The sequence below is a fragment of the uncultured Chitinophaga sp. genome (assembly GCF_902168175.1).
Lineage (GTDB): Bacteria > Bacteroidota > Bacteroidia > Chitinophagales > Chitinophagaceae > Chitinophaga.
The window spans coordinates 30,570-47,386 of the sequence record NZ_CABHOU010000092.1; the positions used below are offsets into that span (position 1 = coordinate 30,570).

The following is a 16,817-nucleotide window of genomic DNA, read 5'->3' on the forward strand; positions in this document are numbered from 1 at the left end:
CTAGGCCGCCCTACGGGATGTTTTACGGCCGGATAGAAGATGTTTTAATAGCGAAAGCAAACACTTTTCATCCGCCCCTAAAGCTCCGGGGGCGGTTTTCTTTTTCCTTATCATGTCAACATAAGGGGTAATAGTACCCGCTTCGTACATCTCAAACAACTGTGGATGTATGTAATACTTTTTACAAACCGCGCGTGTATTCCCCAGTTTGCAGGCCACACCGTCTATAATTCCCAGGATATTCTTTTTACATTCTGTTAAAGTTTCGTAGGGGCCCAGCTCGGCCATCATATTTAACGCGTGTACTGTACCTGCCCAGGTGCGGAAATCTTTACACGTAAATTCCTCGGCCGTAGCATTCTTTAAATACTCGTTCACCTCGCCGGAGTCCAGGCTATGCACCACATCGCCATCATAATATTGGAATAGCTCCTGCCCGGGTATGTCGCGTACTTTTTTAAGCAGGCGGGTAAGGGCAGCGTGCTTCAGTTCTATCTGGTGCATCACCCCTTTCTTTCCTTTGAATTTAAAAAAGGCTTTACTGCCATTCACTTTCACGTGCTGGTTACGAAGTGTGGTGAGTCCGTGGGAGCCGTATAACTTTTCATAAGATGAATTGCCCACGCGTATCAGCGTTTCCTCCATCACCCTTAAAGCAATAGCGATCACCTTTTGCTTATCGAGCTGTTTACGGCGTATATCTTTACTGATCTGTTTTCGTATCTGAGGTAGTTGCTGCCCGAAAAGATAGAGGCGGTCGTACTTGGTTTCGTTACGTACCTTTTGCCAGCTGGTATGGTAGCGGTATTGCTTCCGGCCCATCGTATCTATGCCAGTAGCCTGCAAATGGCCATTGGCGTACGGGCAAACCCACACATCCTGCCAGGCCGGTGGTAACACCAGCCCGCGGATGCGCTTCAATATATCATCATCTTTGATTTCTTTTCCTTCTTTATCAAGGTAGATAAAGTTGTCGCCCTTCTTTTGCCGGGTAAAACCGGCGGACGAGGCAGAAACATAACGCAGGTGTACCGCCTTTGCAATGGCAACAGGGTCGGTAATGATAGCGGCTATCTTATCCATTTACTACTTCTCCTCCATTGGGGTGCAACACCTGCCCGGTCATAAAACTGGCATCGTCAGAAGCCAGGAATACGTAGCTGGGGGCAATTTCCACAGGCTGACCCGCTCTTTTTAAAGGTACATCGGAGCCAAATTCGGCTACATGGTCCGCCGGAAATGTGGCGGGAATTAAAGGCGTCCACACAGGACCCGGTGCTACAGCATTTACACGTATACCGCGATCGGCCAGTTGGGCGGCCAGCGAACGGGTAAAACTTACGATAGCGCCTTTGGTAGCGGAATAGTCTACCAGGTTGGCACTCCCGCGATACGCGGTTACCGAGGTGGTATTAATAATTACACAACCCTTAGACATATATTTAAGGGCTGCTTTAGTGAGATAAAACATGGCGAAGATGTTTACCGAAAACGTTTTGTGTAACTGATCGGCCGTTATATCTTCCAGTTTTTCCTGCGGGTATTGCACCGCCGCATTATTAACGAGTATATCAATTTTACCGAATGCACTTAATGCCTGCGATACCAGTTCATCGCAATGTGCTTCCACACTAATATCACCGGGCACGCATACCGCTTTGCGGCCACGTTCTTCTATTTCCCTGCGGGTATTGTAAGCATCTTCCTCTTCTTCGAGATAAGCTATCAGTACATCCGCACCTTCATCGGCAAAGGCCAGCGCTACGGCCCGGCCTATACCGCTATCACCGCCTGTGATAATAGCCGTTTTGCCTTCGAGGCGGCCGCGCTTGGGAGATGTTTTATTTTCCGATACAGGTTTGGGAAACATTTCTGTTTCCACACCCGGCTGGTGGTCCTGATGCTGCGGTGGCCGCAGCTCCTGCTTTTCGTTCGTTTTCTGCATGATGTAAGGGTTTCCGTTTTAAAATAACAGACGGCCCGTCTGTTGTTTCGATTTATAATTGATGGATGATCAACTTGGGAAAAAACAATGTTTAGTCCGGGCCGCCTGTATTTTCTTATCTGTTAGGGAATGGATACTGATCTGAATTGTCCACTTTTTCTTCCCCGCCGGCCAAATCGGTATCCGAAGATTTTTCTTCCACATCATTGTTCTCCTCACTTTCTGTATTAAGCGGCTGTTTCTTCTCTATATCTTTTTTGTCCTGGGCAGGAATGGTATCGTTGTTAGTCAGCGCATCAACGTCTTCCCCTTCTGCTTTCGGCTCCTTTTGTGTCCCATCTTGTGTTACCGGCGCTTCAGGATCTTCCGGAAACTTTTCCTCATCAGGAAGGTGACCGGTATTGGGTTGGTGGCCCATACTTCCAGTATCCGGACGGTTAGCAGGTTTTTGTGCTACGGGTGAAATTGGGTTATTGCCAGAATTGTTCATAACATATAATTTTAACGGTTTCTAATACGGTTTCCATGCTTCAGTTTCTTAAGTGTGTAGTCATTTTAAACGGATCAAATGCCATTCCCGATGAACGACCGTCCCATTTTTTTAACACTTTGTCCCAAATAGGCGTTTAAAATGCATGATTATTGCGGATGAGCAAGCGCAACTGCTGTATATCGTGTGTGCTAATAAGGGTTTCATGTAGAAATGGGATTATCTTTTGTAGAAATTCTTTCCCACAGGGGCTGCGGTTTTATTCAGTGCAATGAATTGATTTTTAAGTCTTAACTTGTATTTACCCTATAAATTACGATGCATAGCGCACTACATAAAAAAATACGTTACGGGTTTTACGTCGCCTTTACCATCATAATTGCGGCTTCCTTTTTCTCTTACCTGGTAGCCAAAAACCTTGTTGATAATGCCAATATGTTTAGTCATACCATAGAGGTTTCGCGCAGGCTGGAGGTGATTATCAAGGAGCTGAAGTCGGCCGAAGCGGCTGTGCGCGGGTATAATCTCACGGGCGACAGCACCTTTCTTCAGCCAAGCATGCTGGAGCGCAACCGGATCATTGAAGATGAATACAGGCTATTGCGGCGTATTACTTCCGACGATCCCGCCCAACAGCGCCACCTCGATACATTAAAGGAACTGCTCGATATTAAATATTACCAGTTACTACAATCCCAAACGCACCGCACCACCAATACCGGTGCCAAGGCGGCGGTACGGGAAGGAGAAATAAACATGGACCGGCTCGATAAAAAGGTGCTGGACATGAGGCGGATCGAGGAGAATATACTCAAACACCGGTCGCAGAACTTCCGGTTTTTCTCCAACCTCTGGATACCCGTACTGCTTATCGTATCGCTGCTCGCCATCTTTATCGGTATATATTCTTATGTGGTACTGAACAAAGAGTTCCATTTGCAGTTACATATAGAGGCCCGGATGAAGAGCTACCAGCGCGAACTACAGGATAACATTTTACTATTGAACAAATCCAACCTGGAACTGGAGCAGTTTGCCTATGTAGCCTCGCACGACCTGCAGGAACCGTTGCGGAAAATATCCACCTTCAGCGACAGGCTGCAAATGAAGTACAAGCAACACCTGCCCGAAGAGGCTGCACAGTTGCTGGAACGAATGGTGAGTGCGGTAGCGCGTATGCGGGTACTGATTAATGACCTGCTTCATTTTTCACGGGCAGGCCGTATATCACCGGAAAGTATTGCACCGGTTGATCTTAACACCGTGCTGAGCGAAGTAATGACCGACCTGGATGTAAGTTTGCAGGAGAAAGGCGCTAAAGTAAACACCGTAGCCCTGCCGGTAATAGAAGGTAACCACACGGCGCTGCTACAGCTTTTTCAGAACCTGGTGTCTAACTCCGTTAAATTCTCCCATCCAGGCAGACCGTTGGAAATAAATATTACCAGTGAAGTAATTACGGGCAGGGATACCGGTTTTGCGAAAGAAAATAAGTGGAACGATAATTTTGTACGCATTACCATCGCCGATAATGGAATTGGCTTTGAACAAGAGTATGCAGAGCGCATCTTCCTGATTTTCCAACGCCTGCATGGCATGAGCGAATACCAGGGCACGGGCATAGGACTGGCTATCTGTAAAAAAATAGTGGATACCCACCATGGTAATATAAGTGCAATTGGCAGCCCTGGAAAAGGAGCCACCATGATCGTTGTGTTACCTTTCAAACAAAAGTGGGATGAATAAAACTGGCTTATCCGACAAAAAGTGCATACTTATTGCAGATGATGATGTGGACGACCGGGAAATGATAAAAGCCGCGTTCGACGAAAGTGGATTGGTATATCCTCTCTGTTTCGTGGAAAATGGCGAAGAGCTTGTTCAGTTCCTGAAAAGAAAGGGAAAATATGCCGACGATTTGAAATATCCCTTTCCCCATATCGTACTGCTGGACCTTAACATGCCTAAGAAAGACGGCCGCGAGGCCCTGAAGGAAATTAAAACAGACAGTGAGCTTAGGACTTTGCCAGTAGTGGTACTTACCACATCTACCGAAGAAAATGATATTTTAAAAAGCTATGAACTTGGGGTAAACAGTTATGTAATAAAACCGGTCACCTACAAAGGTCTGGTAGAGTTTACCAAAGTATTCCAACGTTATTGGCTCCACATTTCAGAACTACCTTATATAAACGGATGACAGAAGATTTAGTAAAAATATTAATGATCGACGACGATGAAGATGATTACTTCCTTGTAAGCAGCCTTCTCGACGACATCGCCCCCGGCCAGTACAAAGTAGACTGGGCTGGCACTTACAACGAGGGAATTGCCGCTATCGCTAAACGGGGCCATGACATCTACCTGATCGATTACCGGCTCGGGCAGTACACTGGTATCGACATTCTCCGGCACTTCCAGGAGATCGCCTATAAGGCACCTGTGATCATACTTACTGGTAAGGGCGATTACTCCATAGATAAGGAAGCCATGACAGCCGGCGCATCCGATTACCTTGTGAAAGGGGAAATATCGGCCGCAGTGCTGGAAAGAACGGTACGTTACGTACTCGACGAGTTCCGCCACCTGCGCGCCATTGCCGAAAGCGAGCGTAAGTACTTTGGCATCTTCGAAAAGTCGCACGACCTTATCCTGCTGGCCGACTGCAATAAAAAGATTATCGACGCCAACCCTGCCGCTCTGCGTAAAATGGAGTACAGTAAAGACGAACTGCTGGAGCTGCATATGCAGGACCTTTTCCTGGAAAAGGAGCAGGGAGGAGAGTTTGTGGAAGAGATTTGTAAAGAGGACGCGATCACACACGTGGAGTATATTTTCAAAAGCAAATCGGGCAACCGCCTCGATGTATTGGTAAATGCCAATATGCTCGACGAAGAGAACAATGTTTTCCTTTGCGTGGCAGAAGATATTACCCGGCGTAAACGTGAAGAACTGGAAAAACGTCAGCAGGAGAAATTCGTGGTATCAGGCCGCATTGCGCGCGTAATTGCACACGAAGTACGTAACCCGCTTACGAACATCCTGCTGGCCGTAAGCCAGTTTAAACTGGAACCCGTTTCGCCCAACCCGGAAGAAAGCGTAGTGTACCTCGACATTGTAGAACGTAACTGCCACCGCATTAACCAGCTGGTTACCGAATTGCTGCAAAGCACCCGCATGATGGACCTCCATCCCGAAGCTGTATTTGCCAACCAGTTGCTGCTTAAAACGCTGGAACATGCGCAGGACCGCCTGCAACTGAACGGTATTAAGGTAGAAAAGAACCTGATGCGCCCGGATGTAATACTACAGCTGGACATAGATAAAATGATTATCGCCTTACTAAATATCGTGATCAATGCTATCGAGGCCATGAAACCTAATGAAGGTGTGCTTACCCTTACCACCTACCTGGAAAAGGATAAGGTTTGCATTCGTATTAAAGATAATGGTATTGGCATTCCGGAAGAAAACAAGGTAAGGCTGTTTGAGCCCTTCTTTACCGATAAAACAAAAGGTACCGGTTTGGGCTTAACCTCCACACAAAACATCATCCTTAACCACAAAGGCTCTATTCATGTAGAAAGCGCACGGGGCCACGGAACTGAGTTTGTAATATTGTTACCTGTTCAGTAAGTCTTCATTGATATAACAGTAAAGCCGCAACCGCCAGTTGCGGCTTTACTTATTTGCAGAGGCGTGTTCCGTGCCCGTCAAAACTAAATTTATTGAACAAACCCATCGGGCTTTGTAGCACAGTGAATCGCGCTCGTATACCGGGAACAGGTCGCACCCTTCATCCCCGGGAATGATTTACCGCCCGGAATACAATAAAAAAGGGTCGACGGTATTAACCATCAACCCTCATTTATGTTAAGGCAAAATTATCAAACCGGGTTTCTGCCCCTGATAATGTTAACCAGTATAGCAATTACTGCCAATACTAACAATGCGTGAATTAGTCCGGTAACGGAGTAAACAAACACGCCAAGCGCCCATCCTATGATGAGTATTACTGCGATTAAATATAATAAGCCGCTCATAATTTGGAGTTTTTGGTTCATGATTATATGTTAAAATTCTGTGCCAGTATTAAAACCCCGCAAATTGCCCATTATAGCATGTGTTTAACACCCTTTTCGTGGACACACCTCCACCATGCGTGAAAAAAATCAGCAGATTTCACAGGTATTACGCGCTGTTTGTGCAGTAAAAATTCGTGGTCAAGTTTTTGGGTCTACTTATGTATACACCAAAACAATAAGTCATGAACGATCAAGTAACCGAAGTACTCACCGACCTCGTTAAAATTAATAACGACAGGATCGAAGGCTATCAGAAAGCGATCAATCAAACAGATGAAATCGATTTGAAAGAACTATTCGCCCAGATGATAGCAGAAAGTAAAACTTACCAGGTAGAACTTAACCAGAAACTTCGCCAGAACGGGGAAGAACGTGAGGATGATTCTACTTTCGCCGGTAAAATTTACAGGGCCTGGATGGACGTGAAAGCGACCTTTAGCGGCGCTAACAGGCACGCTATCCTGGCGAGTTGCGAATATGGAGAGGATGCGGCACAGAAGGCTTACCGCGAAGCACTAAAAGAAGATTCGGAATTACCGGCAGAAATCAGTCAGCTGGTGCGTAATCAGCAACAATCATTAAAAGCATCTCACGATAAAATCAGGCACCTGCGTGATCTGGAAAAAGTGAATGCTTAAAAGATATCTTTTCCTCCAACCCAATTCATCCGTATTGTTATATCCCACTATCCATGTTTAACTCAAACATCCATCGTCCCCATTAATTACAAGAGCAAGGTTCAATACGATCCTTGCTCTTTCTTATTCCGGTAAAATTCGTTGTATTGTATTGAATGAAGTGGAGAACGATTTTGCAATCGCCAGTCAATCCGAAACGATCATCCGGGTTTGCCGTACACTACCGGCCCGCCGGCGCAAAGCCACAGCCACCAATAAAAAAGCAGCACAAATCGGCACTGCTTTCTATTTTATTTCTTCTTCCTCATACAAAGTTCAGACTGTATGTTGTAAAAAACTGTCCTGCATTTTTCAATGCAGGACAGTGTAAAGGCAAAACTATCAGGTCTTTATCTCTGCTTCGTTTCCATTTAAGTCTTCTTTCGAAGCATCGAATATGAATACTCATGCATAAAAAAAGACCGAAAAAGGATGCCTAATAACTAAAACAACAGCTATGATAAAAAGTATATCACCGTCTAGACAAACGGTTTATTAGATCTCTCCTTATAATATCTTAATAATATCTTATAGCTCATTAATGAGCTTTTTAACTTCATCTTTTGATTTACCTAACTTTTGTTGCAGTTTGCCATAAAGCTCATCTTCCTTTCCTTCTGCATAAATCAGGTCGTCGTCGGTAAGGTCGGCGTACTGTTGTTTCAATTTGCCTTTGATTTCGTTCCACTTACCTTTGATTTGTAATGTGTCCATGGTTTTCGTTTTTGGTGTATGATTAACTTTTACTGTATCCGTTGACCCTGTCTGTGGTCGGAAAAAATAATTCAATTACTGTACCAGCGTGCCAGCTCCCATGAATAATCATCGATTTGTTAATTGGCAGGCCAGAGTGTGGAATTTTTATATCTCCCAGCGGGAAAAAAATTCCACAAATATGCCATTAAGTCCTATAAACCTATTCAGGCAAGCTAATTGCAGTGTTAGTATTATTGATTGTGAAAATAGGATGGTAGCTGTATTGACGTTTTTCAACCTATGCAAGTTTACACGGCGCAATAGCGCAACAAAAGTTCAAAATGGGTGATTTCATATTGATTATTGATGACGAACCGGATATTTGCAAACTATTGCAACTAAGCCTGTTGAGGCGGGGTTATAATGTTAAGTACGTGCATGCTTTAGAAGAAGGTATGAAGTGCATACAAGATAAACAACCTGATATTCTGTTCTTAGACATACACCTGCCTGATGGATCAGGACTTGAGGCTTTACCTGCTATAAAAAAGCAGTGTCCTCAAACGCCCATCGTTACCATCAGTGCATACGACACGGGCATGGAAATGGAGCAGGCACTTAGTGCAGGAGCCTCGTATTTCCTTCCTAAGCCATTTAGTCTTAAGCGTTTACAAGAAGTAATCTATCAAATAAAAAGCTAAAACCGTTAGGACGGCACTGATTTAAATCGTAAATTTAGTAACCCGGCTAACATCATACGAATATGAAGAGTATCCTAATAATTGACGATGAAATAAATATCTGTACGCTGCTCAGCAAATTCCTGTCTAAGCATGGTTTTAAAGCTGAGTCAACGATGTCTGGTGCTACAGCCCTCAAAATGCTGAAGGAAAAGCCGTATGATCTCATTCTCTGCGATTACAGGTTAAAAGACACGGATGGCGCACAGCTCCTGAACGACATCAGGCAGATAAGGCCACGTACTGTTGTGATCATTATTACCGGCTATACCGACGTGCGTATTGCCGTTGATATGGTAAAAAACGGTGCGTACGATTATATCTCCAAACCACTTTACCCGGATGAAATTCTGGCCCTGGTGCAAAAAGCGCTATCGCATGAGCCTGTACCCCTTAGGGAACCTGCCTATGCTCCCGCTGCTGCGGCTGTTGGCGGCCGTGCGCAGGAGGAAGTTGTGGAAGAGGAAAAAGCGCCGCTCTCCCTTAAATCTTCGAAACCGAACGATAAATATGTGTATGGTAAAAGCCATGCCGCTAAAGAACTCTACCGCCAGATTACACTGGTAGCACCTACCGATTACAGCGTGATCGTGTACGGCGAAACCGGTACCGGTAAAGAGTCTGTAGCAAACCTTATTCACCAGAACAGTCAGCGCAAAAACGAACCATTCGTAGCGCTAGATTGTGGCAGCCTCTCCAAAGAACTGGCAGCCAGCGAATTGTTTGGTCACGAAAAAGGTTCATTCACAGGAGCCATCAACACTAAGATCGGTGCTTTCGAACAGGCCCACGGTGGTACCCTGTTCCTCGATGAAATCGCGAACCTTTCTTATGATATCCAGGTAGCCCTGCTCCGCGTGATCCAGGAAAAACAGATCCGCCGCGTAGGCAGCCTCAAGGAAATAGCTGTGGACGTTCGCCTCGTGGTAGCTTCTAACGAAAAATTATCTGAGTCTGTTCAAAAAGGTAAGTTCAGGGAAGACCTGTTCCACCGCTTTAACGAATTCACCATTTATATACCGCCATTACGCGAACGCCTCGACGATTTACCACAACTGGTAGATACCTTCATGCAACAGGTAGCGCGCGAACTCGGCAAATCGCCCATTCCTATTTCCAGCGATGTGTGGGATTGCTTCCGCCGCTACGACTGGCCAGGTAACATCCGCGAACTGAAGAACGTAATTCGCCGTGCATGCCTGCTCACACCGGCCGATGAAGAAATAGCCGTAGAAACACTGCCACTGGAACTCAAAGAGGAATCCAGCCGCGAAAGCTTCTCCGTAGGCGCCGATGGACTGGAAGAACATGATATGATCACCGATGCGAACGACCTCAAGGCCGTGGCATTAAAAGCAGAGTACAATAAGATCATTAATGTGCTTAAAGCGGTAAAGTATAACAAAACAAAAGCCGCCCAGCTCCTCAACATCGACCGTAAAACTTTGTATAACAAACTACGGTTGCTGAACATCAACTACTAATATCACTTATTGGCAAGATTATCATAGCGGGTCCCTTGGGACCCGCAACTGTTTACAGTAGCTTCGTGTAAAACCTCCCTTTTATGAAGAACAAACCAGAACGTGCAGCAAAGAAAATCCCCTTCTTCGAACGCTTCGCCAGTAAAGTGATTACTGCAACCGGTAGTTCCTGGGCCTCGATTACCGCGATGGGCATCATCGTTATCTGGGCCATCACCGGCCCGATATTCAATTTCAGCGACACCTGGCAACTGGTTATCAACACAGGCACTACCATTATCACTTTCCTGATGGTATTCATTATCCAAAAGTCACAGAATAAGGATGGGAAATCGATACAACTAAAGCTGAACGAACTGATTGCAGCCACAAAAGAAGCAAGTAACCGCTTGATTGATGTGGAAGACCTGTCTGAAGAGGAGCTGAACACCCTCCATAAGTATTATATGAAACTGGCAGAACTTACCTGCAAGCACCTCGACATAAAAGAATCGCACTCGATTGAGGAAGCGATGGAAAATACCCGCGAAAAACTGGGCGAATAACGTAAGCTCACATGTTGGCCAGTTTTCGGCTGGCGGCCCAAAGCTTTCTCCAATAAGGAATTCATGGCTTTACTGCTAGTGTGATCGGCGATAAATTCTAATCATTTCCGTTCTCCCGACCGGCCTAATTACAAAATCCGCTGGCAGTTAGCGTATAAAAAAAGCGGCCTTTCAGCCGCTTCTCCTTATTTATTAATAAACTTCGGGTGAATCATGTTCTCGAAAGTGAATATCTCGTCCCACTTCTCCTGCGTCAATAACTTTTTCTCCTTCACTGCCAGATCATGAACCGACTTTCCGGTTTCCAGGGCTTCGCGGGCAATGGCCGCCGATTGCTCGTAGCCAATGATCGGGTTGAGCTGGGTAACAATACCAATACTGCCCATCACCATGTTGCGGGTATGCTCGGCGTTGGCGGTAATACCCACCACACATTTTTCACGAAGGGTATTGCAGGCGTTGGTCATGTAAGTAAGGGAGGTAAACAGCGCCATCGCTATCACCGGTTCCATTACGTTCAGTTGCAGTTGGCCGCCTTCGGCTCCCAAAGTGACCATCAGGTCGGCGCCGATTACGTAAAACGCGGTTTGGTTCACCACTTCAGGAATCACCGGGTTTACTTTACCTGGCATGATGGACGAACCTGGCTGCATGGGCGGCAGGTTTATTTCATTTAACCCGGCACGTGGGCCCGACGATAACAGGCGAAGGTCGTTACAGATCTTAGATATCTTTACGGCGGTACGTTTCAAAACGCCGGAGAGCTGTACGTAAACGCCGGTATCGTAAGTAGCTTCTATTAAATCTCCCGCCAGCACCAGGTCAAGTTGGGTTACGTCGCGCAGGTATTGGGTTACCCGGCCCGCATACCCTTCAGGCGCATTTACCCCGGTACCAATTGCCGTGGCACCCATATTAATTTCCAGTATCAGGCTTTTGCTATCCTGGATGCGCGCCAGCTCCTCGTTAAGATTAGTGGCAAAAGCGCGGAACTCATCGCCCAGGCTCATCGGCACAGCATCCTGCAACTGGGTACGGCCCATTTTCAGTACGTTCTTAAATTCATCACCTTTCGCACCAAAGGCGGCGGCAAGGTCTTGTATAGATTTGCTGTAGTTGGTCAGTTTATTAATGAGGGCGATACGAAAAGCGGTGGGGTAGGCATCGTTGGTCGACTGCGAGCAGTTAACGTGGTTGTTGGGGTGGCAGAATTTATATTCGCCTTTTTGTTTGCCCATCATCTCCAGCGCCACATTGGCAATTACCTCGTTGGCGTTCATGTTTACCGAAGTACCGGCGCCACCCTGAATCAGGTCGCTGAGGAACTGATCGTCGAAGTCGCCATTAATTACACGGTCGCTCGCCTGTATAATGTATTCAGCAATTTCCGGGTCCAGGGCACCGAGGTCGCGGTTGGCCATGGCAGCTGCCTTTTTCACATAACCCAAAGCCTGCACGAAAAGCGGCTCCGTCCTGATAGGAATGCCGGTAATATGAAAATTCTCCAACGCGCGCTGCGTTTGAATACCGTAATAAACATTATGTGGTAACTCCTTCTCTCCTAAAAAATCATGTTCTATCCTTGGTGTCATGGCAAAATATTTTGTTGTAACGTGTTTTGGTACCCCGATAAAGTCTGGCATTTTACACCTTTTATCCAAACTGGCCAAGTCGGATTTTGGGTAAGGATGTGGTAGCCAACAGCTGTCCGTTGGTCATCCGCCGTTGCGTCGCACACTTCAACTATAGAAAAAAATGGGGCGGGAGAAAAAAAACAGTAGTGCTTGTCATCACATTCACATCAACCTAACGTTTACCATTAAACGGCGATTAAATTATCGCGGATTGCAAATGAAATGATGGACCATTTTACCAAATCCTTTATGGCAAAGGGTTTCAACTATCTTTGTGTAAAACAAACAATATTTAAAAAATACGGGGATTTAAAAATCAGGAATTCGTGTACAAAACACAGGAATTGAAAAACAGGTAAAAATCTCCTCAAAAGTTAAATCAGAACAATGCAGCTCCTTCATTTTTGGGGTAGTCAAAAAAGAGGAAACGTTTAGGTGCGCGGTCGAAATCTTTCCAGCAATCGGTATCAGCCGACACGGCAAAAATGCCTGCGGTGGGTACGTTGTCGATGCGCATTTCTTCGGTGAGGTAATTGGCAAAATCAGTGATGCCCGGGTTATGGGCAAAAATGGCTACCTGGTCAAAGTCGTCGTCTATTTTGGTAATCACTTTTAAAAAAGTGGAGGCGTAACATAAATAGAGCTCCTCTTCCAGCAAGATTGCCTGCCGCGGATAGTTCCACTCTCTGGCCATAATTTTCGCTGTAGACCTTGCCCTTTTGGCCGGGCTGGAAATAATGAGCTGTGGCACCGCGCCCCTCGATAGCATACGTTCTGCCATTTCAGGTGCACTTATTTTGCCCCGTTTGTTAAGCGGCCGGTCAAAATCATCCATGTCAGGGTCTGTCCAACTGGACTTTGCGTGGCGAACAAGAAGCAATGTTTTCATAAGCTTTTGAAAACCATTGATAAACAAACAGTTTACTGAAATTACGGATTTTATAGAAAGTTAACCCGTAAAAGCTTCCGTTCAGTGCAAAGGCCGCTGATTTAAGACAGAATTAACATGCAAAACGAACGTAGTTACTTAGTAACCACGTTCGTTTTTGCCTTCCATAAAGTTCATGAATGCCTTGTTCACCACCCTGTTACCGCCGGGGGTAGGATAATTTCCGGTAAAGTACCAATCGCCCAGGTTGTTAGGGCAGGCGTTGTGCAGCCCGTCTATCGACTGGTAAATTACATCTACCTGTGCGTTGATGCCGGCAGGCGTAATGATCTGGGCGATTTTGTTAGAAATTTCCTCTGTGGTAAAGGGTTTATAGATATTGCGCACCACGTTTTGGGCGTGCAGTGTATTTGTACGTTCCAGTTCCTTACACAAACCGTAAGCTTCCTGCAAAATGTGCTCTTTACCGCTTTCTTTGAGCAAAGCAATAGCCGCCTGGAAGGCAACAAAATCGCCCATTTTGCTCATATCGATACCGTAACAGTCCGGGTAGCGGATTTGTGGTGCGGAAGATACTACGATAATGCGTTTAGGGCCGAGGCGGTCGAGCATTTTGATGATGCTTTCGCGCAGGGTAGTACCGCGAACAATGGAATCGTCGATGACCACCAGTGTGTCGATACCGGGCCGCACTGTACCATATGTAATATCGTACACGTGTTGCACCATCTCGTTACGGCCACTGTCTTCGGTAATAAAGGTCCTCATCTTCACGTCCTTGATCGCAATTTTGTCGATACGAACGCGGCGGTTCACCATCTCGTGAAGTTTCTCCTCATCAAAATCCTTGTCCCAGCTCATGATGCGCTCTACCTTAATGCGGTTGAGGTAATGCTCCAGGCCTTTGATCATACCGTAGAAGGCAACTTCGGCGGTATTAGGAATGAAAGAGAAGATCGTATTGCGAAGGTCGTTGTCGATTGCTTTCAGTACGGTTTCAGAGATGTTACGGCCAAGTGCAGAGCGCTCTTTGTAAATCTTTTCATCGTTACCGCGGGAGAAATAGATGCGCTCGAAGCTACAAGCGCGGCGCTCTTTCGGTGTCAGTATCTGTTCGATGGAGTAATCACCGTTTTCTTTCACGATCAGTGCGTTGCCTGGCATCAGTTCCAGTACTTCATTTTCGCCTACGTTGAAGGAGGTACGGATAGCGGCTCTTTCAGAAGCTGCTACGATCACATCCTCATTGATATAATAATAAGAAGGGCGGATGCCGTGCGGGTCGCGGATAACGAAAGAATCGCCGGAGCCGATAAGGCCTGCTACGTGGTAGCCACCATCAAACATAGAGAATGCATTTTGTAAAATGCTCTTTACATCGAGGCCGTTCTGGCGGGTTTCGTCTTCCTTAGCCAGGAAGTGATGTACAACTTCCAGCATAGCTGCCAGGTCGCTGTTTTTATGGGCATCACCCGGAAATACTTTTACAAAGTTGAAAAGCTCTTCCACATTCACCAGGTTAAAGTTACCTGCCATAGTGAGGTTGCGGGCAGGAATGGTGTTGTGGCGTACGAAAGGATGGCAGAGTTCTTCGTTATTTTTACCCTGGGTCGCGTAACGGAGATGGCCCATCAGCAACTCTCCCAGGAAACGAATGTGGCCTTTCATGAGGCCGGGGTATTTGGTAATTTCCGGTTGGTACTTCTCTACCTCCGTAATTTCCTGTCTGATCCTGGCGAAAACATCGGCAATTGGCTGGTTGGCACTGCTGCGGATGCGGTTCATGAAGGGAACGCCGGGTTCGGTGTGTAATTTTACTGCGGCCACCCCTGCTCCATCCTGCCCCCGGTTATGCTGCTTCTCCATCAGGAGGTAAAGCTTGTTGAGTCCGTAGAAAACCGAGCCATACTTTTGCTGGTAATAAGCGAATGGTTTTCTTAATCTTATGAATGCAAGTCCGCATTCATGCTTAATCGCGTCACTCATGCCGTAAAATTGAAGATGCAAAGTTAGTGCAAATTGGGAGCATGGCAATGGACTTTTTGGTGTATCAGGTGGATAGAAATTGGGAGTGGTGCGGAAAAGAAAAAGGAGCACCACTGATGGTACTCCTTTTAATATCGTTATGAGGTGATGCTTAATGTTTTGCCAATGCGTTCATCCATTGCGCCACATTGGTACAATCCTTAAACTCCGGTTCCACATCGATATAGAAGGTTGGGATTTTATCCAGCAACCATTTGTTCAATGCTTCGGCCTGTTTAATCTCCAGCGCGCGCGACTGGATGCGGGCGTAATCGTCCTGCAGGTTCTCGCGGTGAGGCTGGGTACGTGTTTTAAGGTAGATGATGCGTACGCCCCGGCCTGCACGTTCGTCTTCGTAAGGCATTGGTTTAGACAACTCGCCTTGTTTCAGATCGTTCAGTGCCAGTACGATATCCCTCTGCGAAGGATCATTCAGTTGGTCGATGGTGATCATTGAGCTACCAGTATTAGGATCGGTGATCATACCGCCGGTGAACTTCGCATTTGGATCATCACTATGCCTGGTTACGGCTTCAGCAAAATTCAATTTACCGGCAATAATAAGGCTGCGGAGCGAATCGATCTTTTTAGTTGCTGCAGTAAGGTCGGTGTTAGTCACACTTGCTTTCAGCAGGATGTGCTGTACCGTCACGTTATCACCCTGCCTTCTTACCATTTTGATCAGGTGATATCCGAACTGGGATTTAACCGGCTGAGAAATTTCACCTTCTTTCAAACGGAACGATGCGGACAGGAATTCGGGATCCCACTGGTTTTTGTCATTACGGTTGAGGGTATACATACCGCTGTTTTCCTTAACGCCCGGATCTTCTGAGTATAACCTGGCCAGGGTACCGAAGTCGCCCTGCTTATCTTCCACACGTTTTTTAAATTCCAGCAGGCGTTCAGAAGCGTAGCTTTGCATTTCGGTACTCGCCTTGGGTATTACCACCAACTGACCTACTTCCAGCTCCGATTCGTAGAACGGAAGGCTGTCTTTAGGAATAGCTTCGAAGTTGCGGGTTACCTCCGTAGGCGTCACTTTCACGCTACCCACGATTTTTTCCCTCATGGCCTGCGCCAGCATACCCTCGCGGATAGGCTCACGGAAGCGTTCGCGAAGCTGGTATATGCTATAACCGGTAACTTGTTGCATTTTCTCCTTACCACCATACACCTGTTCGAAGTAACGGATTTGGCTTTCGATCCTGCCCGATACGTCGGATTCGCTGATGGGGAGGGAGTCGCGCTCGGCCTGCAATACCAGTACTTTTTGCGCTACGAGGCGCTCGAGCACGCTACAGCCAGCGTTGGCAGGGAGTGGCTGATCAAGGTCCTGTTTCTGGAATTCGACTAAACCAGATTCCACTTCCGAGCGGAGAATGATCTTATCGCCTACTTTGGCCACGATCTTGTCTACAATATACCTTTGCTGTGCGGTTGCAGCTTGTGCGAGGCACAGGGTGGCAGCAGACAGTATCAATAATTTCTTCATAATTCTAAAGTGAATAACCAAAATAACCAATAAAAAATAAGCCGCACAAAGACGGCCTAGTGATTTAACAAAAATTTCGGATTTAGAAAGGGCGGAAAGCTTTGATTGACAA

At 46.3% G+C, this 16,817-nt stretch carries 16 protein-coding genes; 7 read left to right on the top strand and 9 right to left on the bottom strand.

Annotated elements, in window-relative coordinates:
- The 3 genes from QZT80_RS19355 to QZT80_RS19365 form a co-directional block, all read right to left on the bottom strand.
- Window positions 1-1,083: a DNA topoisomerase IB gene (locus QZT80_RS19355; protein WP_295125885.1), complete on the bottom strand. Its 1,083-nt coding sequence runs from the start codon at window positions 1,081-1,083 to the stop codon at window positions 1-3.
- Complete coding sequence (locus QZT80_RS19360) at window positions 1,076-1,945, bottom strand: glucose 1-dehydrogenase (RefSeq protein WP_295125888.1); 870 nt, start codon at window positions 1,943-1,945, stop codon at window positions 1,076-1,078. The genes QZT80_RS19355 and QZT80_RS19360 overlap by 8 nt, the downstream gene beginning before the upstream one ends.
- Before the next feature lie 115 nt (window positions 1,946-2,060).
- Window positions 2,061-2,435 carry a hypothetical protein gene (locus QZT80_RS19365; RefSeq protein ID WP_295125891.1) on the bottom strand — a complete coding sequence of 125 codons (375 nt, stop codon included), beginning with the start codon at window positions 2,433-2,435 and terminating at the stop codon, window positions 2,061-2,063.
- 318 nt (window positions 2,436-2,753) lie between these two features.
- Here QZT80_RS19365 and QZT80_RS19370 point away from each other — a divergent pair, with 318 nt between their 5' ends.
- Genes QZT80_RS19370 through QZT80_RS19380 form a run of 3 tightly spaced genes read left to right on the top strand, consistent with a single transcriptional unit; the run spans window position 2,754 to window position 6,071 of the window.
- Window positions 2,754-4,181 (top strand): sensor histidine kinase, encoded by a 1,428-nt coding sequence (locus QZT80_RS19370; protein WP_295125894.1) that lies wholly within the window; start codon window positions 2,754-2,756, stop codon window positions 4,179-4,181.
- A complete protein-coding gene (locus tag QZT80_RS19375; RefSeq protein WP_295125897.1) occupies window positions 4,174-4,635 on the top strand; it encodes a response regulator in 462 nt (153 codons plus the stop codon). The genes QZT80_RS19370 and QZT80_RS19375 overlap by 8 nt, the downstream gene beginning before the upstream one ends.
- Window positions 4,632-6,071 carry a hybrid sensor histidine kinase/response regulator gene (locus tag QZT80_RS19380; protein WP_295125900.1) on the top strand — a complete coding sequence of 480 codons (1,440 nt, stop codon included), beginning with the start codon at window positions 4,632-4,634 and terminating at the stop codon, window positions 6,069-6,071. Before QZT80_RS19375 ends, QZT80_RS19380 begins: the two co-directional genes overlap by 4 nt.
- A 251-nt stretch (window positions 6,072-6,322) precedes the next feature.
- On the opposite strand, the gene QZT80_RS19385 is transcribed toward QZT80_RS19380, so the two are convergent.
- The gene (locus QZT80_RS19385; RefSeq protein WP_295125902.1) at window positions 6,323-6,478 is read right to left on the bottom strand and encodes a lmo0937 family membrane protein; all 156 of its coding nucleotides are present in this window, start codon (window positions 6,476-6,478) and stop codon (window positions 6,323-6,325) included.
- A gap of 224 nt (window positions 6,479-6,702) precedes the next feature.
- On the opposite strand from QZT80_RS19385, the gene QZT80_RS19390 reads away from it, so the two are divergent.
- The gene (locus QZT80_RS19390; RefSeq protein ID WP_295125905.1) at window positions 6,703-7,158 is read left to right on the top strand and encodes a PA2169 family four-helix-bundle protein; all 456 of its coding nucleotides are present in this window, start codon (window positions 6,703-6,705) and stop codon (window positions 7,156-7,158) included.
- 567 nt (window positions 7,159-7,725) lie between these two features.
- Here QZT80_RS19390 and QZT80_RS19395 read toward each other — a convergent pair.
- Entirely contained in the window at window positions 7,726-7,911 is a 186-nt protein-coding gene (locus QZT80_RS19395; RefSeq protein WP_295125908.1) for a CsbD family protein, read from the bottom strand.
- A 323-nt stretch (window positions 7,912-8,234) separates the two neighbouring features.
- Between QZT80_RS19395 and QZT80_RS19400 the strand changes: the two genes are divergently transcribed.
- From QZT80_RS19400 to QZT80_RS19410, 3 genes are all read left to right on the top strand, one after another.
- The gene (locus tag QZT80_RS19400; protein WP_295125911.1) at window positions 8,235-8,594 is read left to right on the top strand and encodes a response regulator; all 360 of its coding nucleotides are present in this window, start codon (window positions 8,235-8,237) and stop codon (window positions 8,592-8,594) included.
- Between the two features lie 62 nt (window positions 8,595-8,656).
- On the top strand, window positions 8,657-10,117 hold the full coding sequence (locus QZT80_RS19405; RefSeq protein ID WP_295125913.1) for a sigma-54 dependent transcriptional regulator: 1,461 nt from the start codon (window positions 8,657-8,659) through the stop codon (window positions 10,115-10,117).
- 83 nt (window positions 10,118-10,200) lie between these two features.
- A complete protein-coding gene (locus tag QZT80_RS19410) occupies window positions 10,201-10,662 on the top strand; it encodes a low affinity iron permease family protein (RefSeq protein ID WP_295125916.1) in 462 nt (153 codons plus the stop codon).
- A 185-nt stretch (window positions 10,663-10,847) separates the two neighbouring features.
- On the opposite strand, the gene aspA is transcribed toward QZT80_RS19410, so the two are convergent.
- The 4 genes from aspA to QZT80_RS19430 form a co-directional block, all read right to left on the bottom strand.
- Entirely contained in the window at window positions 10,848-12,254 is a 1,407-nt protein-coding gene (gene aspA, locus QZT80_RS19415; protein ID WP_295125919.1) for an aspartate ammonia-lyase, read from the bottom strand.
- Window positions 12,255-12,675: 421 nt separating this feature from the next.
- Window positions 12,676-13,185, bottom strand: a complete 510-nt coding sequence (locus tag QZT80_RS19420) for a histidine phosphatase family protein (protein WP_295125921.1) — start codon at window positions 13,183-13,185, stop codon at window positions 12,676-12,678.
- A gap of 138 nt (window positions 13,186-13,323) precedes the next feature.
- A complete protein-coding gene (locus tag QZT80_RS19425; protein WP_295125924.1) occupies window positions 13,324-15,171 on the bottom strand; it encodes an amidophosphoribosyltransferase in 1,848 nt (615 codons plus the stop codon).
- A gap of 151 nt (window positions 15,172-15,322) precedes the next feature.
- Window positions 15,323-16,705 (bottom strand): peptidylprolyl isomerase, encoded by a 1,383-nt coding sequence (locus tag QZT80_RS19430; protein ID WP_295125926.1) that lies wholly within the window; start codon window positions 16,703-16,705, stop codon window positions 15,323-15,325.
- Window positions 16,706-16,817 lie beyond the last annotated feature (112 nt).